At 42.4% G+C, this 24374-nt stretch carries 19 protein-coding genes; 13 read left to right on the top strand and 6 right to left on the bottom strand.

Annotated elements, in window-relative coordinates; translation table 11 throughout:
* The first annotated feature begins 111 nt into the window (after positions 1 to 111).
* The 9 genes from hutU (at position 112) to ACLPIE_RS13270 (ending at position 9728) form a co-directional block, all read left to right on the top strand.
* Complete coding sequence (hutU, locus tag ACLPIE_RS13310) at positions 112 to 1791, top strand: urocanate hydratase (RefSeq protein ID WP_430262284.1); 1680 nt, start codon at positions 112 to 114, stop codon at positions 1789 to 1791.
* Positions 1792 to 1803: 12 nt separating this feature from the next.
* Positions 1804 to 3336: a histidine ammonia-lyase gene (hutH, locus tag ACLPIE_RS13305; RefSeq protein WP_430262283.1), complete on the top strand. Its 1533-nt coding sequence runs from the start codon at positions 1804 to 1806 to the stop codon at positions 3334 to 3336.
* Between the two features lie 90 nt (positions 3337 to 3426).
* Entirely contained in the window at positions 3427 to 4818 is a 1392-nt protein-coding gene (locus tag ACLPIE_RS13300; protein ID WP_430262282.1) for an amino acid permease, read from the top strand.
* Between the two features lie 211 nt (positions 4819 to 5029).
* Entirely contained in the window at positions 5030 to 5962 is a 933-nt protein-coding gene (gene prmB / locus ACLPIE_RS13295; RefSeq protein ID WP_430262281.1) for a 50S ribosomal protein L3 N(5)-glutamine methyltransferase, read from the top strand.
* Between the two features lie 121 nt (positions 5963 to 6083).
* Positions 6084 to 7172: a chorismate synthase gene (aroC, locus tag ACLPIE_RS13290; protein ID WP_430262280.1), complete on the top strand. Its 1089-nt coding sequence runs from the start codon at positions 6084 to 6086 to the stop codon at positions 7170 to 7172.
* 281 nt (positions 7173 to 7453) lie between these two features.
* Complete coding sequence (locus tag ACLPIE_RS13285) at positions 7454 to 8257, top strand: TSUP family transporter (RefSeq protein WP_430262279.1); 804 nt, start codon at positions 7454 to 7456, stop codon at positions 8255 to 8257.
* A 17-nt stretch (positions 8258 to 8274) separates the two neighbouring features.
* Positions 8275 to 8823, top strand: coding sequence for an elongation factor P hydroxylase (locus ACLPIE_RS13280; protein ID WP_430262278.1), 549 nt, complete (start codon positions 8275 to 8277; stop codon positions 8821 to 8823).
* Between the two features lie 28 nt (positions 8824 to 8851).
* The gene (locus ACLPIE_RS13275; protein WP_430262277.1) at positions 8852 to 9124 is read left to right on the top strand and encodes a YfcL family protein; all 273 of its coding nucleotides are present in this window, start codon (positions 8852 to 8854) and stop codon (positions 9122 to 9124) included.
* A gap of 88 nt (positions 9125 to 9212) precedes the next feature.
* Positions 9213 to 9728: a GNAT family N-acetyltransferase gene (locus tag ACLPIE_RS13270; RefSeq protein WP_430262276.1), complete on the top strand. Its 516-nt coding sequence runs from the start codon at positions 9213 to 9215 to the stop codon at positions 9726 to 9728.
* 39 nt (positions 9729 to 9767) lie between these two features.
* On the opposite strand, the gene mnmC is transcribed toward ACLPIE_RS13270, so the two are convergent.
* Positions 9768 to 11807, bottom strand: coding sequence for a bifunctional tRNA (5-methylaminomethyl-2-thiouridine)(34)-methyltransferase MnmD/FAD-dependent 5-carboxymethylaminomethyl-2-thiouridine(34) oxidoreductase MnmC (gene mnmC / locus ACLPIE_RS13265; protein ID WP_430262275.1), 2040 nt, complete (start codon positions 11805 to 11807; stop codon positions 9768 to 9770).
* Positions 11808 to 12008: 201 nt separating this feature from the next.
* Between mnmC and fabB the strand changes: the two genes are divergently transcribed.
* Entirely contained in the window at positions 12009 to 13223 is a 1215-nt protein-coding gene (fabB, locus tag ACLPIE_RS13260) for a beta-ketoacyl-ACP synthase I (protein ID WP_430262274.1), read from the top strand.
* Positions 13224 to 13277: 54 nt separating this feature from the next.
* Here fabB and ACLPIE_RS13255 read toward each other — a convergent pair whose 3' ends face one another.
* The gene (locus ACLPIE_RS13255; protein WP_430262273.1) at positions 13278 to 13748 is read right to left on the bottom strand and encodes a hypothetical protein; all 471 of its coding nucleotides are present in this window, start codon (positions 13746 to 13748) and stop codon (positions 13278 to 13280) included.
* A 195-nt stretch (positions 13749 to 13943) separates the two neighbouring features.
* On the opposite strand from ACLPIE_RS13255, the gene ACLPIE_RS13250 reads away from it, so the two are divergent.
* A complete protein-coding gene (locus ACLPIE_RS13250; protein WP_430262272.1) occupies positions 13944 to 14207 on the top strand; it encodes a hypothetical protein in 264 nt (87 codons plus the stop codon).
* A 68-nt stretch (positions 14208 to 14275) separates the two neighbouring features.
* Here ACLPIE_RS13250 and ACLPIE_RS13245 read toward each other — a convergent pair whose 3' ends face one another.
* From ACLPIE_RS13245 to ACLPIE_RS13235, 3 genes are read right to left on the bottom strand one after another with little or no spacing between them, the layout of a single operon-like run.
* Positions 14276 to 15781: a tripartite tricarboxylate transporter permease gene (locus tag ACLPIE_RS13245; RefSeq protein WP_430262271.1), complete on the bottom strand. Its 1506-nt coding sequence runs from the start codon at positions 15779 to 15781 to the stop codon at positions 14276 to 14278.
* Between the two features lie 11 nt (positions 15782 to 15792).
* Positions 15793 to 16224: a tripartite tricarboxylate transporter TctB family protein gene (locus ACLPIE_RS13240; protein ID WP_430262270.1), complete on the bottom strand. Its 432-nt coding sequence runs from the start codon at positions 16222 to 16224 to the stop codon at positions 15793 to 15795.
* An 11-nt stretch (positions 16225 to 16235) separates the two neighbouring features.
* Positions 16236 to 17210 carry a Bug family tripartite tricarboxylate transporter substrate binding protein gene (locus tag ACLPIE_RS13235; RefSeq protein WP_430262269.1) on the bottom strand — a complete coding sequence of 325 codons (975 nt, stop codon included), beginning with the start codon at positions 17208 to 17210 and terminating at the stop codon, positions 16236 to 16238.
* A gap of 311 nt (positions 17211 to 17521) precedes the next feature.
* On the opposite strand from ACLPIE_RS13235, the gene tctD reads away from it, so the two are divergent.
* Both tctD and ACLPIE_RS13225 read left to right on the top strand, forming a co-directional pair.
* Positions 17522 to 18190, top strand: coding sequence for a transcriptional regulator TctD (gene tctD, locus ACLPIE_RS13230; protein WP_430262268.1), 669 nt, complete (start codon positions 17522 to 17524; stop codon positions 18188 to 18190).
* On the top strand, positions 18187 to 19614 hold the full coding sequence (locus ACLPIE_RS13225) for a sensor histidine kinase (protein ID WP_430262267.1): 1428 nt from the start codon (positions 18187 to 18189) through the stop codon (positions 19612 to 19614). Before tctD ends, ACLPIE_RS13225 begins: the two co-directional genes overlap by 4 nt.
* A 42-nt stretch (positions 19615 to 19656) precedes the next feature.
* On the opposite strand, the gene ACLPIE_RS13220 is transcribed toward ACLPIE_RS13225, so the two are convergent.
* Complete coding sequence (locus ACLPIE_RS13220) at positions 19657 to 24324, bottom strand: tetratricopeptide repeat protein (protein WP_430262266.1); 4668 nt, start codon at positions 24322 to 24324, stop codon at positions 19657 to 19659.
* Positions 24325 to 24374: the final 50 nt, after the last annotated feature.

Genomic DNA, 24374 nt, shown 5'->3' with positions numbered 1-24374 from the left:
AATTTAATTTTTATGTTAAAAGATTAATTGATTGTACATGTATATACAACTATATCTATAGACAACAAGATAAATGCCTATCTGGTGATGCTATAAAAAGAGGATATACAAGTGACAGCACTTAATAATAAATATAGAAATGTCGAAATTAGGGCTCCGCGTGGTAGTACATTGAATGCAAAAAGTTGGCTGACAGAAGCGCCATTACGCATGTTAATGAATAACCTTGATCCTGATGTTGCAGAAAACCCTCATGAATTAGTGGTATATGGCGGTATTGGCCGAGCAGCACGCAATTGGCAATGTTACGACCAAATCGTTGAGTCCTTAAAGCAGCTCGAAAATGATGAAACGTTACTCGTGCAATCAGGTAAACCCGTCGGTATTTTTAAAACCCATGCCAACGCGCCACGTGTATTAATCGCCAATTCAAATCTTGTCCCACACTGGGCTAATTGGGAGCATTTCAATGAGTTGGATGCTAAAGGCTTAGCCATGTATGGCCAAATGACAGCAGGAAGTTGGATTTACATCGGTAGCCAAGGCATTGTCCAGGGTACCTATGAAACTTTCGTTGAAGCCGCTCGTCAGCATTTTAACGGTGATTTAACTGGGCGCTGGGTATTAACGGCTGGTTTAGGGGGAATGGGGGGAGCTCAGCCCCTCGCTGCGACGCTGGCTGGTGCGTGTTCATTGAATATTGAATGTCAACAAAGTCGTATCGATTTTCGCTTAAGAACCCATTACGTTGACGAACAAGCCGCAGATTTAGATGATGCGTTAGCTCGTATCAAAAAATATACAGCTGAAGGTAAAGCTATCTCCATTGCGCTTTGCGCCAATGCGGCAGAGGTACTACCTGAATTAGTTAAGCGTGGTGTGAAACCTGACATGGTGACCGACCAAACCAGTGCTCATGACCCATTAAATGGCTACTTACCCATAGGGATGAGTTGGGAGGAATACCGCGAGCGCAGTGTCAAAGATCCTCAAGGAACTTCATTAGCCGCCAAGCAATCAATGGCAGAGCATGTAAAAGCCATGTTGGCGTTTAAGAAGCAAGGGATACCAACCTTTGATTATGGTAACAATATTCGTCAAATGGCACTGGAAATGGGGGTAGAAAATGCCTTTGATTTCCCAGGATTTGTCCCCGCTTATATTCGTCCATTGTTTTGCCGTGGGGTAGGGCCATTCCGCTGGGTCGCGTTATCAGGTGACCCAGAGGATATATATAAAACAGACGCTAAAGTTAAGCAGTTACTACCGGATGATAAACACCTACACCGCTGGCTGGACATGGCGCGTGAACGTATTAGCTTTCAAGGGCTTCCTGCACGTATTTGTTGGGTCGGTCTTGGGGATCGTGCCAAATTAGGCTTAGCGTTCAATGAAATGGTGCGAAGTGGTGAAGTTTCCGCGCCGATTGTTATTGGACGTGACCATTTGGACTCCGGCTCAGTGGCGAGTCCAAACCGCGAAACTGAGTCGATGAAAGACGGCTCCGACGCCGTTTCTGACTGGCCGTTACTCAATGCTTTATTAAATACAGCGAGTGGAGCGACATGGGTGTCTTTACATCACGGTGGTGGTGTCGGTATGGGCTTCTCGCAGCATTCAGGGGTTGTCATTGTTTGTGATGGTACCGATGAAGCGGCAGAGCGTATTGCTCGCGTCCTGCACAATGACCCTGCGACAGGGGTGATGCGCCACGCAGATGCGGGGTATGACATCGCGATTGCTTGCGCACAAGAAAAAAATCTTAATTTACCAATGATTAAAACACGTTAAGGAGTGCCATTAATGACTAAATTAACTATTCATCCAGGAAAAATGACACTCGAAGAATTACGCGTTGTCTTTCAGCAAGCCGTCACGGTTTCTTTAGATAAAAAAGCCCATGCAGCGATTGAAAAAAGTGTCGCAACGGTAAATAAAATTATTGCCGAAGATAGAACGGCTTACGGTATTAATACCGGCTTTGGCCTATTAGCCAATACCCGTATTGCGACCAAAGACTTGCAATCATTGCAACGTTCTATCGTGATGTCCCATGCTGCGGGTGTCGGTGAACCTTTAGACGATGAACTTGTACGTTTAATTATGGTGCTAAAAATTAATAGCTTAGCGCGTGGTTTCTCTGGTATTCGCCTTGAAGTCATTAACGCCTTAATCGCTTTAGTTAATGCGCAAATTTACCCATTCATTCCAGCAAAAGGTTCAGTTGGCGCATCGGGGGATTTAGCTCCACTGGCACACATGAGTTTGATTTTATTGGGTGAGGGTAAAGCGCGTTTTGAAGGCAAATGGATTTCTGCGAAAAAAGCCCTTGAGAAAGCAGGGTTAACTCCGCTTAAACTAGAGGCAAAAGAAGGTTTAGCGTTATTAAATGGCACGCAAACTTCCACCGCCTTTGCGTTGAAAGGGTTATTTGAAGCTGAAAAACTACTGCTATCAGGCATTGTTTGTGGTGCTCTTAGTGTGGAGGCAACGCTTGGTTCACGCAAACCGTTTGATGCGCGTGTACAGGAAGTGCGTGGGCAAAAAGGGCAAATTGATGTTGCTGCTTTATTCCGTGAAGTGTTGTCACCAAGTAGTGAGTTAGCGAAATCCCATGAGAATTGCGTTAAGGTGCAAGACCCTTATTCACTGCGTTGCCAGCCTCAAGTGATGGGAGCCTGCCTCACGCAAATTCGCCAAGCGGCTGAGGTGATTTTAATTGAATCAAACGCCGTGTCAGATAACCCTCTCGTGTTTACTGACAATGGCGATATTATATCGGGGGGGAACTTCCATGCAGAACCAGTTGCGATGGCGGCAGACAATATTGCATTAGCGCTTGCCGAAATTGGTGCGCTTGCAGAGCGCCGTATTGCGCTGTTAATGGATACGCACATGTCCCAACTTCCCCCATTCCTCGTGAATAATGGCGGCGTAAACTCTGGCTTCATGATTGCTCAAGTGACCGCCGCTGCATTAGCCAGCGAAAACAAAGCGTTAGCACATCCATCCAGCGTAGACAGCCTGCCCACGTCGGCTAACCAAGAAGACCATGTGTCGATGGCGCCAGCTGCGGGACGTCGTTTATGGGAAATGGCAAAAAATGTGACGGGTATATTAGCTATCGAATGGTTATCTGCCTGTCAGGGCATCGATTTTCGCGAAGGATTAAAAACCAGTGAAACGCTTGAGAAAGCACGGAAAATACTGCGCGATCAAGTGGCTTACTATGATAAAGACCGTTATTTTGCCCCTGATATTGAAGCGGCAATTAACTTAATCAACCAACATAAACTCTCATCACTCTTTACAAAAGAGATTGTTTTTCCTAACTAACATATCAAGCAAATAAAAGGTGACTGGCAATGTATCGGTCACCTGAAGTATTTATCTGCACGACTAATAAAATAATACGAAGGATAAATCATGCAAAGCACATCACATCTTGCGCGTGGGCTTTCTGCGCGCCATATCCGATTTATGGCTTTAGGTTCAGCGATTGGTACAGGTTTGTTTTATGGATCAGCAAAAGCGATAGAAACGGCAGGTCCTGCGGTTTTACTTGCTTATATTATCGGCGGAGCGGCTGTTTTTATGGTCATGCGGGCATTGGGCGAAATGGCCGTACATCGTCCACTTGCAGGGTCATTTTCACAATATGCAAGCCATTACTTAGGAGCACGAGCAGGTTTTTTTGCAGGTTGGACCTATGTGTTTGAAATGGTGATTGTTTGCCTTGCAGACGTCACCGCATTTGGCGTGTATATGAAGCTTTGGTTCCCTGAGGTTGCCCAATGGATATGGGTACTGAGCATTATTTTCTTTATTGGGGCTATTAACCTATGCCATGTGAAAACTTTTGGTGAAATGGAGTTTTGGTTATCAATTATTAAAGTTGTTGCCATCATCGCCATGATTGTAGGTGGTGCCGCAATCATGATGTTCGGCTTTGGTCAAGCTGCGGATCATGCGGTTGGGGTTTCTAACTTATTTATCCATGATGGGTTTATGCCAAATGGTATTGGTGGGCTGATAGCCTCTTTTGCTGTGGTCATGTTCGCCTTTGGTGGCATTGAGGTCATTGGTATTACCGCAAGTGAGGCCAAAAACCCAGAAGTTACCATACCTAGAGCCATTAATGCGGTTCCTATTCGAATTTTACTTTTTTATGTCCTGACGTTGTTTGTCTTGATGTGTATATACCCGTGGAACCAAATTGGTCAGCAAGGTAGCCCTTTTGTACAAATTTTTGACAGCTTAGGAATACAATCAGCAGCTAATATCTTGAACATTGTGGTGATCACCGCAGCAATTTCGGCCATTAACAGTGATATTTTTGGCGCAGGACGCATGATGTATGGTATGGCTCATGAAGGACAAGCACCGAAAGCGTTCACTAAATTGACTAAAAATGGGGTGCCGTGGATGACGGTACTTGTAATGGTGTTGGTATTATTGGTGGGGGTGGTACTCAATTACGTTATCCCTGAAGATGTATTTATTATCATCGCCTCTATCGCTACTTTTGCGACGATTTGGGTATGGTTGATGATCTTATTGGCTCAGTTTGCGATGCGCAAGAAAATGTCGCCAGAGGAAATCAGTAAACTGAAATTCCCTGTGCCTATGTGGCCTGTCGCGCCTATCTTAGCCATTGCTTTTATGGTGTTTATTTTTGGTGTGCTTGGTTATTTTGAAAGTACCAGAATTGCACTGTATGTCGGCATTGCTTGGTTGGCGCTATTGGCAATTGCTTATGCGGTATGGGTTAAAAAGCCAGCAAAGGAAAACGAAGGGTTTGTTCAGAATGAAGGTTAATTTCTCCATTCTTCTTTGATTATTTTGGTGTCTTCATTTATGCCCTTTAGCTGTTTAAAGGGCATTTTTACATCAAATGCGAATCAAAAGGTACGGCTTGGGCACTTTGTTGGTTATTTTATTGCATTAATCTGCTGATTTGTCTCTCACTTCGTGGCAAACTTTAGCCATTCAATATTCCCTTTCAAAATACAGGCTGGAGAACCCCTTCTTGGAAAAGATCTTCGTTGATGAAGCTGTTGCAGAACTTCATACCATTCAGGATATTTTACGTTGGACGATGAGTCGTTTTAATGCTGCCAATGTGTATTATGGCCACGGTACCGATAACCCGTGGGATGAGGCGCTGCAATTAGTGTTGCCAACACTGTATTTGCCTCTAGATCTCCCCGATGAGCTATTAACATCTCGCCTGACCCCGACAGAACGCCACCGCATCATTGAACGCGTTTTACGTCGCATTAATGAGCGTATTCCTGTTGCTTATCTGACGAACCGTTCTTGGTTTTGTGGTCATGAATTTTATGTGGATGAGCGAGTGTTGATCCCTCGTTCACCAATTGGTGAATTAATTAATAACCATTTCGTTGGGTTATTAGCGGATGAGCCGCAAACTATCTTAGATTTATGTACCGGAAGCGGTTGTATTGCGATTGCTTGTGCGTACGAATTCCCTGACGCGGAAGTGGATGCGGTCGACATTTCGGCAGATGTGCTCGCGGTAGCTGAACAAAATATAGCTAATCATGGTTTAGAGCATCGTGTGGTCCCCATCCGTTCTGATTTATTTAGGGACATGCCAGCGGTGAAATACGATTTAATTGTCACTAATCCTCCGTATGTGGATGCGGAAGATATGGACGATTTACCAGAAGAATTCCGTGTCGAGCCTGAATTAGCATTGGCTGCGGGGAGTGATGGTTTAAAACTCGTTCGCCGTATTTTAGCTAATGCCCCACAATTTTTAACAGATGAAGGGATATTGGTGTGCGAAGTGGGTAATAGCATGGTGCACTTAATTGAACAATATCCTGAAATTCCATTCATTTGGCTGGATTTTGAATATGGCGGTGATGGTGTGTTTATGTTAACCCGTGAGCAATTAGTTGAACATCATGCGCATTTTGAGCTTTATATCGATTAATCAAAGGTTGCGTGATTTCGCATAATCATGTAATCAATAATAATTAGATAACGATTAACCGCACAACAATGAACAGCATACGTTTTGGTCACACAAGTACGGTTTAGAATAGGAAACGCCAATGGCAGGAAATTCAATTGGGCAACTGTTCCGTGTCACCACATTTGGTGAGTCACATGGGGTTGCATTAGGTTGCATTATCGATGGGGTTCCCCCAGGGTTAGCACTAACAGAAGCTGATTTACAAAAAGATTTAGACCGGCGCCGTCCGGGGACATCACGTTACACCACAGCACGTCGTGAACCTGATCAAGTTAAAATCTTATCTGGTGTGTTTAATGGTGTGACAACGGGTACCAGTATTGGGTTATTAATCGAAAATACCGATCAGCGCTCACAGGATTACGGTGCAATTAAAGATGTGTTCAGGCCGGGGCACGCGGATTATACCTATGAGCAAAAATACGGTTTACGTGATTATCGTGGTGGAGGGCGCTCTTCTGCGCGTGAAACAGCAATGCGTGTTGCCGCTGGGGCGATTGCGAAAAAGTATTTGCAAGAAAAGCTAGGTATTCAAATTCGTGGTTGTTTAACACAAATGGGCTCGGTCGTTTGTGAAATTCAAGATTGGTCAATTGTTGAAGAAAACCCGTTCTTTTGCCCAGACCCAAATCAATTAGATGCGCTGGACGAATTATTACGGGGTTTAAAAAAAGAAGGCGATTCAATTGGGGCGAAAATTACCGTTGTGGCTGAGCACGTCCCTGCAGGTCTAGGGGAGCCCGTATTTGACCGTTTAGACGCCTCTCTTGCTCACGCACTCATGAGCATCAACGCGGTTAAAGGTGTTGAAATTGGTGATGGGTTTGGCGTAGTTGCGCTAAAAGGCAGTGAAAACCGTGATGAAATTACCCAAAATGGTTTTACATCAAACCATGCAGGGGGAATTTTAGGTGGCATTAGCAGTAGCCAGCCAATTATTGCACATATTGCCTTAAAGCCTACCTCAAGTATTACGGTTTCAGGTAAGACGCTAAATCGTGATGGTGAAGAAGTGGAAATGGTAACCAAAGGTCGTCATGACCCTTGTGTGGGTATCCGCGCTGTGCCAATTGCAGAAGCCATGATGGCGATTGTTTTAATGGATCATTACTTACGTCATCGTGGTCAATGTGCGGATGTGATCCCTACGATGCAAGCATTTGACTAATACCCGTAATTTTTCAAGTTGCAGGCGGATGACGACGTAACGCTCATCGAGTTAAATAGTTTATCAATGCTCTCGTCTATCGTCGCCTACCGGCAACTTGAATTATTTGGGGAATGAAGCTTTATGTTTTAATGCACGAGTGACCAATTTGGTCACTCTGTCAGTTGTAAAGGTTTGGGTGAAGCCTGCTAAAATACCTCATCTAGGCTGTGATATCGCGGAATCACTTTGCGATATATTACATATCAACATTATGATATTTCTCATCATTGGATTGACAAATGGACTGGCTGACCACCGTTGCACCTGAAGTTTATGCTGTACTCTTCTTTGTTGCGTTATTTGCAGGGTTTATTGATTCTATAGCGGGAGGCGGTGGGTTATTAACGATCCCCGCCTTATTATCTGTGGGGATTACCCCTGTGGAAGCCTTAGCGACAAATAAACTGCAAGCCCTTGGTGGCTCATTTTCTTCTACCCTTTATTTTGTTAGGCGTAAAACGATAGATTTACGGGAACAAATATTTCCGTTCATTATGACAATGATTGGCTCAATGTTAGGTGCCATCGTTATTCAACTGATTGATACGGCGTTCTTAAAGCAATTATTGCCAGCGCTCGTTATCTGTGTAGGCTTATATTTTTTATTGACACCATCAATTGGGGCTCAAGATCGTCAGCAGCGTATTAGCATGCCATTTTTTGGTGTGGCAATTGGGATGACTCTCGGTTTTTATGATGGAGTATTTGGCCCAGGTACAGGTTCTTTTTTGGCATTGGGCTACGTATTATTACTTGGATATAACCTCGCTAAAGCTACCGCCCACGCTAAACTTCTCAATTTTGCTTCCAATTTTGGTTCTTTAGTGTTCTTTATTATCGGAGGTCATGTTCTTTGGGTGCTAGGCCTTGTTATGCTTATCGGTCAAATGGCTGGCGCACGTTTAGGGGCGCGTTTGGTATTAACCAAAGGACAAAAACTGATCAGGCCGATGATTGTGGTTATTTCGTTATTAATGAGTATTAAGTTACTCCATGATAGCCACGGTGATGTGATTAAAGCTTGGTTTCTCTCATTATTTTAAGATGATTTAAATTATTCATGAGTAAATATAATTATCAGGATCTAATCGATATTTTTGATAAATGCTTTGGTGAAAGCTATAACACCAAATTGGTAAAAGGGGACGATGAGCCCATTTATTTACCCGCAGATGAATCAAATCCATACCATCGCATTGTTTTTGCTCATGGTTTTTTTACCAGTGGCTTACATGAAATTTCACACTGGTGTATTGCTGGGGAAGCGAGGCGTCAACAGGTAGATTATGGTTACTGGTATTGCCCAGATGGCCGTGATGAAAAAACGCAGTGTGAATTTGAAGTGGTTGAAATAAAACCTCAAGCATTAGACTGGCTATTCTGTGTTGCTGTAGGTATTCCATTCAACGTGAGTTGCGATAACTTAGAAGGGGACTTTGAGCCTGATCGCATTGCATTTATGCGCAAAGTTCACGCACAAGTAATGGTTTATTTACAAAATGGCATCCCTGAGCGTCCATTACGCTTTATTAATGCGTTACAATCGTTTTACAATACGCCCCCGCTTTGTGCAGAAGATTTTCCGTACCCGGAAGATATTTTTGCCTAATGAAAACATACTACAGTAAGGATTAAGCATGCTTGCGGATTTAGAAACACGCATACTGACAAAAATTGATGATATGGTTGAACACGCAAGCGATGATGAGTTATTCGCTGGTGGCTATTTGCGTGGTCACTTAACCCTTGCTGTGGCGGAGCTGGAAGTCGAAAATCTAACTAGCTCTGATGCGTTGTATCAACGTGTTGAAGAAAGTATTCAAACAGCCATTAAAGCAGGTGAATTGACGCCACCAGATCAAGTATTGGTCTTAGATATGTGGAAAAAATTACTCAATAACGCGATTTAATCAGGCATTTTATAATCAGAGGCGGGGAAACCCGCTTTAGCCCTTCGTTTTCGCTGTTTATTCATTGCCAACTTACAGATCTCAAACTATGTATACCATTCGATTAGCTCTTCCCGATGATGCCCAATACCTTCCTGCCATTGAAGCGTCCGCAGCGATGAAATTCGTGGATAATCCTAAATACCATTGGATAGCGGAGGGAGATGGCCAGACAGTGCAAGATCATCTTGCTTTTATTCATCAGCAGCTTGAATGGATAGCTGTTAATGATAAAAATGAACCTATTGGATTTATTAACACTGAGAAGCATGAGGGAAGTTTATATATTTGTGAACTCTCCGTGTGTCAAAATTGGCAAGGAAAAGGGGTTGGTAAACAGCTAATTAAGCAAGTATTTGCAGCGGCATTGGCCATGAAAATGAGCGCGGTCACACTCACGACTTTTCGTGATGTTTCGTGGAATGCTCCTTATTATCAGTACTTAGGCTTTAATATTATTGAAGATGATAAGCTATCCCTCGAATTAAAAGCGGCATTGCAAGCTGAGGTGGACGCTGGATTTGCAGCGCAAGATCGTTGTGCGATGATTTTTCCATTAGCCTAAACCGCCAGTCAATGAATGATAGGCGGTTTACTGTTAGAGCTAATAGGGGATTTTCACAGGACGACCCATAATGAGCTTTCTAACCCAAAAACGGTTAGGGCTCAGCTCCCCAAGGGTTTCGTCATCTAATGGCAGTGGTTGGCCAAAAATGTGTGCGGCAAGTAGCTCAGCACACAGTGGTGCTGTTGATAAGCCCCTTGAGCCTAATGCACCAAAAATGAATAAATTTGGGTAAACGGGAGCTGGCTCAATAGATTGATGTTTTGCTATCTTAGCGGGTAAATCATGATAGGCTTCCAGATGTTTTTCATAATTAGGCACATTGCCCAGTAATGGGAAATGGTCGCGGATCACGCAGCGGATGCCTTGCCGTGAACGTTTTTGCGAAATATCAATCTCTTTAGGCCAAGCGACATCCGGTAAATTATCAATCAGCTTTTGGCGATTTCCTCTCTGCTCTTCTTCACTATAATCAAGGTCGAGGTGCTCCCGTTGATAGCTCGCACCTAAGCAGTGTTGCTCACCAGACGCATCTGCTGGGGTTAAATAGCCTTCAAAGCACAGGACATTTTTTAATCGTTGTAGCGTGGTATTGGTCGGAATATGACTAACTTGTCCTCTAACGGGGGAAATAGGCAAATTAACGGTTTGGGAAAATTGACGTAGTTTATGGCCATTTGCAATAATAACGGTTGAGTGAATGGATGTTAATTGGGTTTGTGTTGGGGTATTCATCACTAACTGCCAGTTGGCACCATCTTGTTTTAATTCATTCACATCATGGTCAAAACGGAACTCAACACCTTGTTGTTGCAAGTAGAGTTGTAAACTTTCACATAACTGAGCAGGGCAGAGCCATCCCCCTGACGCATAGTGAATCCCTCCATGATTAACATCGACGCCACAAATATTACTCAGTTGCTGGCGATTTTTTGCGATAGCAAAATCTTCAGGCCATTCGGTTGTTAACATGCTCGCTATTTTGTGTGCGACTTTATCGTTATAAGCAAGCTGGCTGACACCACACCATTGCCCATCAAATTTAAGTCCCTGTTTTGCCAACTGGTGATAAAAGCGTGAGGCGAAAGGAAATGCGCTGATAAAAAAACGTTCAAGGGAGTCATTACGACCAGTAAGCAGCGGATAAATTGCACCTTGGCGGTTGCCAGAAGCATTTTGCGCCACTTGAGAGTCTTTACAATACAAGGTGACTTTGGCACCGCGATTATGGAGGGTATACGCAGCCGTTAAACTGGCTAACCCACCGCCAATAATCGCAATATCCGTTGGGTCATCCGCCTTTTTTCGAGCAAACCACGGCATTAAGATTTCATTTGTTTTGCTAGTTATTATACCTGTAAGCATTTCACGTTTTTGGCCAAAGCCTTTAACTTTTTTAATGGTGAAACCCGCTTGTTGTAAACCTCTTTTAACAAATCCTGCGACTGTGAAGGTAGAAAAAGTGCCATTGACTCGGGCAAGTTTAGCCATTACAGCGAACAAGTGTTCGCTCCACATTTGTGGGTTTTTTGATGGCGCGAATCCATCTAAAAACCATGCATCTATCTTATTGTTTAAATTGTCTTTAAGCAGTGATATTTGCTCATTAACATCACCAAACCATAAATCGAGTATCACAGTACCATTTTCTAAGATAATGCGCTGGTTACCTGATAATGCGGGAGGCCAGCTATCACAAAGCGCTTCTGATAGCTCAGCAAGTTCAGGCCAGCAGCGATGAGCTGCAATTAAATCAGGTTTTGATAACGGATATTTTTCAAAGCTAATAAAATGTAATTGTTGTAATTTGGCATGGGGGTTCTGCGCTTTAAACTGCTTAAATGATTGCCACAATGCGAGAAAATTCAATCCTGTACCAAAACCTGTTTCGGCAATCACACAGGTTTTATATGGGTGATTAGAAAAACGCTCAGGAAAATGATTTCCTTGCAAAAAGACATGTCGGGTTTCTGCTAAGCCATTTTGGTTAGAAAAATAGATGTCTGCAAATTGTTCGGACATCGGTGTGCCTTCGGCATTCCAACTTAGGTGTGCGGTTTGAACAACGCTCTTTTTCACAATAAAGCCTATTATTACCAAATAATCATTGAATTTTAGCGCCGATATCGTTGCAAGGCTACTGTCATAAAAAAGTCTTATTGTGGACATAAAGAAAAAAATACAAAAATTTACCCTGATCGGACTTGTTCAGCGTACAAGTGTAAGCTAAAGTGACGCCTGTAATCCCGTAATCATAAAATTATAGACATGAGGTAACGAATGAAGCGTGCAGTCATCACTGGTCTAGGTATTGTTTCCAGCCTTGGTAATAACCAGAAAGAAGTACTGGCTTCTTTGAAGGAAGGTCGTTCCGGGATCACTTTCTCAGAAGAGTTCAAAGAGGCAGGGCTACGTAGCCATGTCTGGGGTAATGTCAAAAACTTAGATCCAAAAGACTTAATTGACCGTAAAATTTTTCGTTTCATGAGTGATTGCTCCGCATATGCTTATTTATCTATGGAACAAGCAATTGCTGATTCGGGGTTAACAGAAGAACAGGTTTCAAACTTACGTACGGGTATTGTGGTGGGTTCAGGTGGCGGTTCTCCGCGTAACCAAGTGGCCGGCTCTGACGGTATGCGTGCGAAAGGGTTGCGTGGTGTTGGCCCCTATATGGTCACACGTGCAATGGCATCGGGTATTTCTGCGTGTTTAGCAACACCTTTCAAAATCAAAGGGGTTAACTATTCAATCAGCTCGGCGTGTTCTACATCTGCACACTGTATTGGTCATGCTGTTGAATTGATCCAATTAGGCAAACAAGATGTGGTTTTCGCAGGTGGTGGCGAAGAGCTGAGCTGGGAAATGACCTGTGAGTTTGATGCAATGGGCGCATTGTCGACTAAATACAATGAAACGCCAGATAAGGCATCAAGGACTTATGATAAAGACCGTGATGGCTTCGTTATTGCAGGTGGCGGTGGCATCGTGGTTGTTGAAGAATTAGAGCATGCACTTGCTCGCGGTGCTCATATCTACGCTGAAGTTGTGGGTTATGGTGCAACATCTGACGGCGCAGACATGGTAGCTCCTTCAGGTGAGGGGGCAGTTCGTTGTATGCAAATGGCGATGCAAGGTGTCGATAAAATTGATTACATCAATACACACGGTACGTCAACGCCAGTAGGTGATACGAAAGAGTTAGAAGCTATCCAAGAAGTGTTCGGTAGCAACTCTCCAGCGATTTCAGCAACTAAAGCGATGAGTGGACACTCATTAGGTGCTGCGGGTGTGCATGAAGCGATTTATAGCTTACTGATGTTAGAACACGGCTTTATTGCGCCAAGCATTAACGTTGAGAATTTAGATGAGAAAGCCGCTGGCTTGAATATTGTCACTAAACCAACGGAACAAGCGCTAGAGACAGTGATGTCTAACAGCTTTGGTTTTGGTGGTACTAATGCCACATTAGTGATGAGCAAGTTTAAAGCGTAATTGTGCTGCTATCTCGATGAAAAGCGAGGACTTTAGTTCTCGCTTTTTTACATTTTAATCCCCACCGCCATCTCCTCCTCCGCCATCTCCTCCCGAAAAGGATGATGAACAATCAGAGCTTGAATTGTCACTTGAACAAAAAACACTACTAGAGCGAGGGGTATCATGATGACTGGTATCTGCATAACTCGTTGGAACATAGCCTGAGTTATAAGAGGCAGAGTGCGCTCTCTGAGAGGCTTCTTGATAATTTTTACGGACTTCAAAAATTTGGCTTTTATCTTTCACCCAACCAATAGTGATAAGGGTGGTATTTTTTCGCACACTCAAATGCAGCATTTTCCCACAGTAAAGATACATTCTGCCAAATGACTTAATTTGTATATACCCACTTTCCTTTTCGGTGATTTCTACAGGGTGTTGGCTGTGGACTGCATAGCGGTCACCTAGGATATCGATAGTGCGAGAGTAGGGTAGTGGTTTAGGGTGAATATTAAAAAGAACAAAAAGTAATCTATCAAGCATGGCGTTATCATTTTAATCAATAAGATGAATAGGATAATTGTTTGAAGTTATTCGATATATCGTCATTGTCTGATTAAGTAGTTTTAATTTAAGTTTGAATTAATGGCCGAGGAATAAATAATCACTTTATTCAATTCTCTGAGTAAAAATAGTGCCATGATATTAGCCCAAACTGCATTTTCACGAGGGACTAATATGAGTATAACAAGATTTCATGTGGGGATTTGGAGGCAGGATCTTAAAATTATCGGTAAGGCATTATCTCACTATATTCGCGGTAAATTCAGTGGGATGGTCTGCAAAATACGTAATATCGAAATCCCATTTCCATTACATGGAAATGTTCAAAAGAAGCCAAGCTCAACCCCTATTTTACACTCAAAACCTATTTGTGGTGAAGAAGGGACTCCTAATAAAAACGTTGTTTTACTGAGCTATACAAAATTCACTCTGTCTTGATAGCAAAAAAATGCCCCGAAATCTCACTGGGGCAAAGTTTTACAGAGAGGGTATGAACAGGGTTTGGTTTATGCGACCGAGGCCTGTTTGCGTTTACGAATACGTTTTATGATTGGCGGCAGTACCAGTACGGCCACTGCAAGGGCGAGTAAGCTTTGGGAAATGGTGCTGCTCCAAAGAATATCGAAGTTGCCGTTACTGATGGACAATGAACGACGTAAGTTTTGCTCTAACATTTCACCAAGGACAAAACCTAAAATTAGCGGAGACAAAGGGAAATTCATTTTGCGCAGAATAAAGCCAAATACCCCAAGTCCCATCATCAACAGCAAATCAAAGGTGGTGCTATGAACCGCATAGACACCCACAGCGGAAACACAGGCGATAGCAGGAACTAAGAACCACAGCGGCACTGTTAACATTCGAGTGAACAGACCAATTAATGGGATATTCATGATCAACAAAACCACGTTGGCGATAAGTAGTGCGGCAATTAACCCCCACACAATATCGGGTTGTTCAGTGAACATCCCCGGTCCCGGAGTGATGTTATACAGGGTAAGCGCCCCCATCATCACGGCGGTTGTCCCTGAGCCGGGCACTCCCAAGGTTAGCATAGGAATAAATGAGCCACAGGCGGAGGCATTATTAGCCGCTTCAGGTGCTGCAACCCCTCGAACATCGCCATGACCGAAATCGCCTTTTTCGCCACTGATTTTCTTTTCAGTCATATAGGTAATGGCGCTGGCAATGGTGGCACCTGCTCCGGGTAATACCCCAACAAAGAAACCTATAAATGAAGAGCGTAATGCAGGGCCTGCACACGCTTTGGCTTCTTTACGGTTAAACAGCATTCTCCCTGTTTTGCGGATCAACCCTTGACCGGTCGCTGTTCCTTCTAACATCAATAAAATTTCACTGACAGAAAACAGGCCAATAACGACAACAATAAATTGTATGCCATCAGACAAATGAACACTGTCAAAGGTAAAACGATATTCCCCTGAGTTGGCGTCAACACCGACCGTCGCCAGTGACAAGCCGATTAATGCGGCAAGTAATGATTTGACAGGATTTTGACTCATCATACTGCCAAGACAGGCGATAGCAAAAACCATCAGTGCAAAATATTCGGCAGGCCCAAAAGCCAGTGACCACTGCGCTAATAAAGGGGCAAATAAAATAATTCCCAAAATAGCAATGGTTGAGCCGATAAACGAACTGACTGCCGAAATCGAAAGGGCAACTCCGCCTTTGCCTTGTTTTGCCATAGGATAACCATCTAGCGTGGTCATAATTGCAGCGGCATCGCCGGGGACATTAAGTAAAATAGATGAAATCCGCCCCCCATATTCACAGCCTAAATAAACTGTAGCTAGCAAGATCAAGGCAGACTCCGCGGGTAATTTCAGGGCAAAGGCGAGAGGTAATAAGATGGCTACACCATTGATAGGACCAAGACCCGGTAACATTCCCACTATAGTGCCGATAAAGCAGCCAATTAAGGCAATCAAGATATTTTGAGGGACAAGTGCCACCTCAAAACCTTGTGAAAGATACATCCACGTTTCCATGATGCTGCTCCTTAATTAAACAAGCTGCCAATTGGCAAGGTAACATCAAGCAAGTTATCAAAGGCATAGAATAAAAAGATGCCAAGGACAGGCCCAGAAATGATGGCAGCGATGGGCGTCGCACCAAATAATAAGGCAATGCTGATGGTCAGTAAGCTTGTGGCAAGTGGGAACCCTAGCCATTCAAAAGCCCATGCATAAATGACTAAGGAAATAATTAATAATAGCAAGCGGCGTAATACATAAGGTTTTGGCCACTCAACGGCTTCTTGCTTACCAAACAACAGAGCAAGGGCACAAATAGCCATTAAGGAGAGTATGGCGACCGGAAAAGGGCGGGGGCCCAGTGGTTCATAGGAAAACTCACTTTGTATGCCCCAGCCAATATAGATTCCGATAGCACACAGTATTAGCCAGATTATGGCAAATATGCGTTGGCTCATTGTTTGCTCCGTTATTTGGCTAAGCCAAATGCACGGGCTTGCTCACGATATTGCTCGATTTCTTTTTTCACATAGTTATCGAGTTCTTGCCCCGTTAAGTTATATTCAAACAAGCCACGTAGTTCGCGTTGTTTTTTGAATTCGTCGGTTTGTTGTAATTTTTGGAAGGCTTCGACCCACTGGTTATAGTCAGCATCAGAGACTTTCGGCCCCATATAGAAACCTCGAATAATCGGCCAAACAATGTCATAGCCTTGTTCTTTGGCGGTGGGGATATCAGATAAGCCATCACCTAAGCGTTTGTCTGCATAGACGGCAAGAATACGAATTTTTCCTTCATTGATATAGGGGGTCATTTCGCTGATATCGCCAGATAATACTTGAATATGGTTACCCAATAGAGCCGTTAGCGTTTCACCGCCACCTTCAAAGGCCACATAGCGCATTTTTCGTGGGTCGACATCAATGGCTTTGGCGAGTAAAGCCGTTTTCATCCAATCTTGGCTACCAATTGACCCCCCAGCACCGAAGACAATGCTATTTGGGTCTTTTTTGAAGGTATCCATTAAATCGTTCAGCGTTTTATACGGTGAGTCAGCGCGTACGGCTATCATGCCGTAGTCACTGCCTACACTGGCAAGCCAACGAACATCGTTTTCGTTATAACGACCAAATTTCCCCTGTGCGAGGTTGAGTAATGAACCTCCTGAAAAAGCAACAATGGTTCCCGGCTCAGCAGGGCGCTGTGCGACGATAGCATTATATGCAACGGCGCCAATACCGCCTGGCATATAGGTCACTCGCATTGGTTTCTCAATCTCTTTGGTTTCAAGCAGGGAAACTTGGACTAATTTGCAGGTTAAATCGAATCCACCGCCGGGTTTGGCAGGGGCGATACACTCTGTGCGTTCAGGAAGGGCACTTGCCTGATTGATGCCAACTAAAAATATTGCTGTTGCTAAGGTCTTCATTGTGAATTTTTTCATTCTTTTATCCTTACTAAGACAATAATTAGAGGTACATACTGTTTACAAATTGTTGTATTGGTATTGCATCATTGTCTTGCAAAGCTTTCATTTACCTTTCATTAACAACTTTTATTGTTTTTATGTGATATATATCAGATTCTTTTGTATTTTAACTTTTTTGTATTGTTAATTTAATGTTAATTTTAAGATGTTAACTTCTTTCGCAAGCTATAGTTGTGATGGAGACAGTAAAAATGGTCTCAATCGCTTTTCATTCACATAATGGAATGTCAACGTATATGAATAAGTAATTATAATGAGTATACGGAATGCGAATTTTACTGGTGGAAGATCATGATGAGTTGTCATTGTGGCTACAAAAGGCGCTCTCATCATCGGGGTTTGCGGTTGATATTGCGAGTGATGGTGCGATAGCCGACCAATTATTACAAACGGAAGATTATACTTTGGTCGTGTTAGATGTATCACTGCCACGCATGAGTGGGCTTGAGGTATTGGCTCAAATGCGAAAACGCCACCAAGAAACCCCTGTTTTGTTATTGACGGCTAATTCAGATGTGGCTGACCGAGTACAAGGTTTGAATGCGGGAGCGGATGATTATCTGACAAAACCGTTTGATATTGCAGAATTAGAAGCGCGTATTCGGGCTCTATTAAGACGCAGTCAAGGGCAAGTTAATGAGTCTCAACGCTTTGGTTCCCTTTGTTACCATGAAGAAGGGTATTTTTTGCTAGGCCAAGAGCCGTTAGGGCTGACACCGAGAGAATATGCGGTGTTAAACACCTTATTTCATCGACGGGGCCGTCCTGTTTCAAAGATGCAACTATTTGAGCAGGTGTTTTCTTTGTCAGATGAAGCCAGTTTACAAAGTATTGAATTGTATGTTCACCGAGTGAGGAAAAAGCTAGCAGGTTCAGATGTGAATATCAATACTTTACGCGGATTGGGATACCGATTAGAGCAGTGTAGTGTATGAAATTAGTCTCTCATCCACACTCACTCTTTCATCAGTTGCTGCTCTTTTTCGGTATCCCCCTCATTTTGTTGGGGAGTTTTTCAGTATATACCCATTACTACAGTGCTAAAAATGCTGCCAATCTTGCTTATGACCGAACATTATTAGCGTCGGCGCGTACGGTGGCAGAACGGCTTCAAGTGGCTAATGGCCACCTTTCTGTCAGCGTTCCCTATGTGGTGCTTGATAGCTTCGAATTAAATAATAATGACCGTATTTTTTACCAAGTCATTTCCCCGTTAGGGGAGACGATATCCGGTTATGATGACCTGCCTCCTGTCCCCCCTTATTGGATGCGTTCACAACACTATACGGCATTAGTGTATTTCTATGATGCTGAATATAAAGGTTTACCGATTCGCGTTGCGACTTTTTTCCAACCCATTAACGAAGGTGGCATCACGGGTATGGTGGAAATACGCGTCGCAGAAACCATTTATTCGAGGCAAGATCTGGCTAATCAATTATTAGTATCCGCCTTGATGAGTCAAGGAACCGTGGTATTTTTAACACTAGTACTTGCCTATATTTTGTTGAGCAAGTTATTAACACCGTTGAAAAAATTATCAAACTTGATGTTAGGTCGCTCGGCTAATGATTTAACGCCATTACCAGATATGCTGCCTTGGTCAGATTTATCACCGTTAATTGAAGCATTGAACCGTTATATTTCTCGGCTTAAGCGGATGGTTAAGCGACAGGAGCGTTTTAGTGCTGATGCATCTCATCAATTAAAAACGCCTTTAACTGTATTAAAGACCCAAGTTTCGGTTGCCATTAATAGTGCAGATGAAAGCCAGCGGCAGCAAAGTCTAGAAGCGATTGATAAAACCTTGGATACTACAATAACACTGACAGATAGGCTATTGCAGCTGTCTCGCTTGAAAGCTCACGAAAAAGAAGCTATCACGAAATATCGTGCGGTTAACTTAGTGGAGATTGTTCATCAAACCTGTTTTACCCGCCTAGCGCAAGCAGAAAGCCAGAGAATTGATCTTGGTTATGAGGGGTTAGAAATGGCATGGATAAAGGGGGAGCCGATTTTATTGGCAGAGATGTGTGCGAACTTAATAGATAATGCCATTAAATATACCCCAGTAAATGGTATCGTCACGGTACGTGTGGTGAGTAGTGGTGACAATGCGCATTTTGCGTTAGAAGTAGAAGACTCAGGCCCGGGAATTCCCGATGCGAAAATTAGTCGCTCTATGGAGGCTTTTACGCGTTTAAATAACGCGTTGGGTAAAGAGGGGGCAGGGCTCGGTTTAGCGCTGGTCAAAGATATTGCGAGCTATCATGGCTCAGAGCCTCAGTTATTGAAAAGTGAGCTATTAGGTGGGTTATTAGTAAGAATTGGCTTTAAAGTGAGTAAAGCCCCTATTTAGTTGAAAAGGCGCTAAAAACCATTAGCGCCTTTTGTTCATGAGTTATTGATTTAACAGCGTAAAGTCCCACTCTTGTAATGCTTTGATTGAGTCTTTATCAAGGTATTTAGCACCCAGCTCAAGGTAATCATGGGCTCTTTGCAAATCCTCTTTGCTCTTTGTTCCAATCCAACCGTTATAATACATATAGGCCAGTTTGTATTTTGCCATTGCATGATGGGTGCCTTGCTCTAAGTCCGTCATATCGTAGTATTTAGCTGCTTTGACGTAGTCTTTTGGCATTCCTTGGCCAAAATAGAGCATATCGCCGGCTAAATGTGCGGTATTACTGTCGTTTTGTTGCGCACCTAAATCAAAGTAGTAAAGTGCTTTAGGGAAGTCTTTTTCAATACCGCGTTTATTGTCCTTACGGTAAAGATTACCTAAGATGTTGTAAGCGCGAGGATAGCCATTTTTACCTGCTAATTCATAGTAGTAAATCATTTTTTGAGTGTCTTTAGGGACTTTTTCGCCCCGAGCATAGGCGATACCTAATGAGAACGCAGCCATTTTATCGCCAGCTTCTGCTTTTACGCGTTGTTCTTCAATCTCCTGTGTAAAGCGGCCATACTTTTGGAATGCTTGCTCATCGGCAAAACGTTGGTCGACATCCTGCTTGTCCTTAGCGGATAATTCATCGAATAATTCAATATTGCTTGTGTTTTTTTTCAAACGCAGCGCAATGTAATAGGCTTGTTTTGCATCCCCTTTTGCCACATAAGCTTTGTATAGGCTGTTTAAAGCATGCTCATCATGATAATTCAAGGAAATGAGATACCATTCAATGGCTTTGTCGATATCTTTTTGCATATCGCACTTACCATTTAAATAAACATCGCCCATTTTTTTACTTAAACTTTCAGCGGCGCTAATATAACGTCGATCTGTATTTTTCTCGAACTTGCTTTTTTCTAACCACTCTTTAAGGTAAGTGCTGGCTTTATCCATATCTGCGGTACGTCTATTGGTGCAGTATTGATTGGGAAAGTTGATTTCATACAGTTTTTCTACCGCATTTAAATCGCCGTTCTTATAAGCACGCTGTAAATATTCCAGCGCTTTAGGCTCATCAGTTTTTGCGTAATAGTCATATAGCTGAATCAGAGCTTCTGGTCGATTCGCTTCTTCACTTTGCAGTAATGCTAAATACTTTTTATCATCTTTGGGGCGGTTAAGGCTTTTGTCTTTGTTGCGTATTCCTTCTTGATATAAAACTGTTAACATATTGAATGCATTACCAGAAAGTTTACTATCTGCCGATTTCATTCCCTCTTGTAGATATTGGATAGCCGTATTGTAGTCGGCTGAATCCGTTGGAACGTTACCGTCATACAAGAAGTCTTTAGCGAGTTGTATTTTGGAAAATAGGTCGCCTTTTGCGGTGCCATCAAGGTAATTTTGACGTTTTACTTGAGCGCTATCAGTAACTAAGTCAAGAGGTTTGTATGCGGCTAAGTTACCGGCATCAATACTTTTTTGATACCAAGTTCGGGCAGCTAACGGGCTGCCATATCTTTTATACCAATCGCCGAGTTTTATATAGGCGGTGGTATCACCATTTTGTGCAGGGACGACGATGGTATTATAGATTTCGATATAATCTTCAGTGCGTCTTGGGTTTGGGTGTTTTTTTAAATAAATAATGGCTTGATCCCAATTAGGTTCGAGCAACCAAGACTGATTATCTTTGTTAGGTATACCCATGTACAGGATTTTTGTATATAGGCCAAGGGCGAGTTCATGACCCTCATCACTTGCCATTTTCAGATATTTAACACCTTCAAGTTTATCCTCTTTGACTCCATAACCGTAATAATAGGCACGGCCTACTTTGTATTTAGCATTGGCACTTTCACCCTGCATCTTCATGCCGATGTCAAAATCATCCATATATTTTATGTACTGATCCCCCCAGCTCCCTGCTTTGATATAATACTCACGAGCTTTCTGGCGGTTTGGCTCAACAAGGCGACTACCGTTTAAGTATTGATGAGCTAATTTGCGGGTATAGTCTTTGCTGCCTATATTGGCTAATTGGTCGTAATAACCCAATATTTTACTTTTATTGGTATCAATCAATGTGTCTTGGTTGTAATAATCTACAAGTCTTTTTAAAGCTTTCTCGTCATTAAATTTTGCAGCAGCCGTTAAATATTCCAGCGATTTTTTTTCATCAACTTTTTGCCCATAGCTACCATTTTTATAAGCATCAGCTAATTGGCGTAGTGCGGCTGGGTTATTTTGTTTTGCTTCTGCCTGTATTTTAATAAATTTAGCTTTAGCGTTTTCAATCGCTCTTTTGCGTGATTTTAAAAAGCTAAAATCAGGGTCAGATATTTTTCCATAATATTCTAATGCAGTATCATAGTTTGCATCTTCCCCATACTTACCTTCTTGGTAAATTTCACCTAATTCGTATAAGCAACGATTGCTATTTTGTGCCGCACATTTTTTGTATTGTGCAACCAGATCATCTGGCGTTAATCCTGTAATTCTCTGGAATCGAGCTTTATAGTAAGGTCGGTCATTATAATAATTAACACGATCTAAATTCTGTGCAATATAGAGGCTAGCTGATTGGCTACCTAATTCAGCAGCATTTAAAATGGTATCGTAATAAGGTTTTAGCTCTGCATCACTCATATCATCGACATGGGTAAGTTGTGACAGTTTTTTAATGCCATATAAGTAAGTGATATCGGCATCAACCCCTATTTGTTGCTCGATAAGTTTTAATGCCTCTGTATTATTTTCGAATAGAGCTAAATTAACTAATAGATTCTTAGCCGGTACGGTCGTTAAACCGACTTTTAATAAAATATTATTGGCGGTATTGATTTCTTTTTCCGACAGTTCTGATTTGTTATTTGGTGAATTCAGTACGTCAACAATCAAGTTGACGGCACGTCTAGTTTCTTCAGGCTTATATTTTAATAACGCTGCCGCATAATAAACGGAGCCACTATAGTTCTGCTTACTGGATTGCTCATATAACTCAAAGGCAAGTTTACGATTTTTTTCTGCATCTTGTTGTAATAAATAATCAGCATAAAAATGAGCTAACTCGTAGTTTTTTCTTTCGATGACATCCTGTTTTAGAATATCAATGATGATTTTTTCATCAACATATTCTTTGATATCATAGCGGTAATACAATTGAACTAACAGGCGATCGGCTGTAGATGGATAGCCCCTTTGGTCTAAACCTTTCTTCAATATCTTGACCGCTTCTGGCAAATTCTGCTTAGTGCCAAAGCCTTGAATGTAATAGCGGGCGAGTTGTATTTGCGAATCATAATCGGGTGATATTTTATTGGCTTTTTCTAATGCCTCAAAGGATTTCTCTGGTGAATATAATGGGCTGTCTTCATTACCATATACATTGCTGGCGGCAATTAAAGCATCTGGAGAATTTGGGTATTTTTCCATTAATATCGATGTATATTTTGTCACGATATCAGCCAATTGCTTATTTGGAAACCGATGGCTGGAAATGGTTTTTTCAATAATGGTGATTAACGCTTGCTCGTGCCCCATATCCGCGGCACTCGTTAAATATTTATCCGCTCGGGCATCATCGCGTTTTACATCATAGTTAAACGTCTTTCCTGAATATACACGATAGGCAGCATACATCGCATCAAGATATTGGGCGTCAGCGGCTTCAGTTAAATCTTTAATATTATCTTTATCGGCAAGGTAATTTAGATACAGTGCCTTAGGCGCGCGCTTTTGCACTAAAGGATATAAATAAGCAGCGGCTTTATTTTTATTTTTACGGACATCTTCACCTGTCATATACTTTTGATACAAAATATACATGGCAGTTTCATCGCCGTTGCTGGCGCGAGTTTCAAGATTGGCGATGATTTTTTGCTTTTCTTCTAATGTCAGTGAACCATAAAGTGATAATGGAGATGGCTCAAATTGGTCTGCATCAGCAATAAATTCAAGAGTTGACGCCATTGATATACGTTCATATCTTTTTGCAAAAAACTTATTTTGCGTAATACCATTTCCGCCTTCTTCATATATGGATGCAAGTAGTATTGCAGGTAGAGGAAAGTCTTTGCTGACTAATGGCGTTAGGATTTCAACGGCTTTTTTATTATCTTTATCAAAATCATGTGCAATGTAGCCAAGAGCAAATTTAGCTAGTCGTGAATCTTGTTCTGCCGCAAGAGTGAAGTATTTACGGGCTTGTTCAACATTCCGTGACTTTTCTTCGTATTTATCTTCCATATAAATACCGCCCACCATGACTTGTGCTTCGAGTAGGCCTAAATCAGCCGCTTTGATGAGAGACGTCAAGCCATTTTTATCATCTTGGGTGTCTTGCATTTCTTGGTTATAACGGTAAAAACCAAGGTTATAGAGTGCATTCTTATTATTTTGTGCAGCAGATTTTACCAACCAGCTTTGTGCTTGACTCTCATCAGCGGGAGTACCAATTCCACCTTTATACATCATGGCTAATGCATAAGCGGATTGTGAGTCTGTATCAGCGGTTTTTTGAAACTGTTTGAAAGCAGCCTCGGTGTCACCTTGTTGATATAAATCGTAACCGGCTTGGGCTGAATTAGATTGGCTTGATGCATTGATGAAATAAATGCTAACGGCCAGAGCAATAACTATTAATATGCAGAGCCAAACTTTAAGCTGTTTAGTCATGGTTATCCCTTATCAATGGTCATGTGTTGTGACACATGCCGTAATCCTTA

This window comes from Providencia sp. Me31A, assembly GCF_050487165.1.
GTDB lineage: Bacteria > Pseudomonadota > Gammaproteobacteria > Enterobacterales > Enterobacteriaceae > Providencia.
This window is presented reverse-complemented; position numbering and strand designations above follow the sequence as displayed.

Coding starts and splice junctions, on each gene's coding strand:
- hutH (WP_430262283.1), top strand. CDS start 1,804: ATGACTAAATTAACTATTCATCCAGGAAAAATGACACTCGAAGAATTA.
- ACLPIE_RS13300 (WP_430262282.1), top strand. CDS start 3,427: ATGCAAAGCACATCACATCTTGCGCGTGGGCTTTCTGCGCGCCATATC.
- aroC (WP_430262280.1), top strand. CDS start 6,084: ATGGCAGGAAATTCAATTGGGCAACTGTTCCGTGTCACCACATTTGGT.
- ACLPIE_RS13285 (WP_430262279.1), top strand. CDS start 7,454: ATGGACTGGCTGACCACCGTTGCACCTGAAGTTTATGCTGTACTCTTC.
- ACLPIE_RS13280 (WP_430262278.1), top strand. CDS start 8,275: ATGAGTAAATATAATTATCAGGATCTAATCGATATTTTTGATAAATGC.
- ACLPIE_RS13275 (WP_430262277.1), top strand. CDS start 8,852: ATGCTTGCGGATTTAGAAACACGCATACTGACAAAAATTGATGATATG.
- ACLPIE_RS13270 (WP_430262276.1), top strand. CDS start 9,213: ATGTATACCATTCGATTAGCTCTTCCCGATGATGCCCAATACCTTCCT.
- fabB (WP_430262274.1), top strand. CDS start 12,009: ATGAAGCGTGCAGTCATCACTGGTCTAGGTATTGTTTCCAGCCTTGGT.
- ACLPIE_RS13255 (WP_430262273.1), bottom strand. CDS start 13,748: ATGCTTGATAGATTACTTTTTGTTCTTTTTAATATTCACCCTAAACCA.
- ACLPIE_RS13250 (WP_430262272.1), top strand. CDS start 13,944: ATGAGTATAACAAGATTTCATGTGGGGATTTGGAGGCAGGATCTTAAA.
- ACLPIE_RS13245 (WP_430262271.1), bottom strand. CDS start 15,781: ATGGAAACGTGGATGTATCTTTCACAAGGTTTTGAGGTGGCACTTGTC.
- ACLPIE_RS13240 (WP_430262270.1), bottom strand. CDS start 16,224: ATGAGCCAACGCATATTTGCCATAATCTGGCTAATACTGTGTGCTATC.
- ACLPIE_RS13235 (WP_430262269.1), bottom strand. CDS start 17,210: ATGAAAAAATTCACAATGAAGACCTTAGCAACAGCAATATTTTTAGTT.
- tctD (WP_430262268.1), top strand. CDS start 17,522: ATGCGAATTTTACTGGTGGAAGATCATGATGAGTTGTCATTGTGGCTA.
- ACLPIE_RS13225 (WP_430262267.1), top strand. CDS start 18,187: ATGAAATTAGTCTCTCATCCACACTCACTCTTTCATCAGTTGCTGCTC.
- ACLPIE_RS13220 (WP_430262266.1), bottom strand. CDS start 24,324: ATGACTAAACAGCTTAAAGTTTGGCTCTGCATATTAATAGTTATTGCT.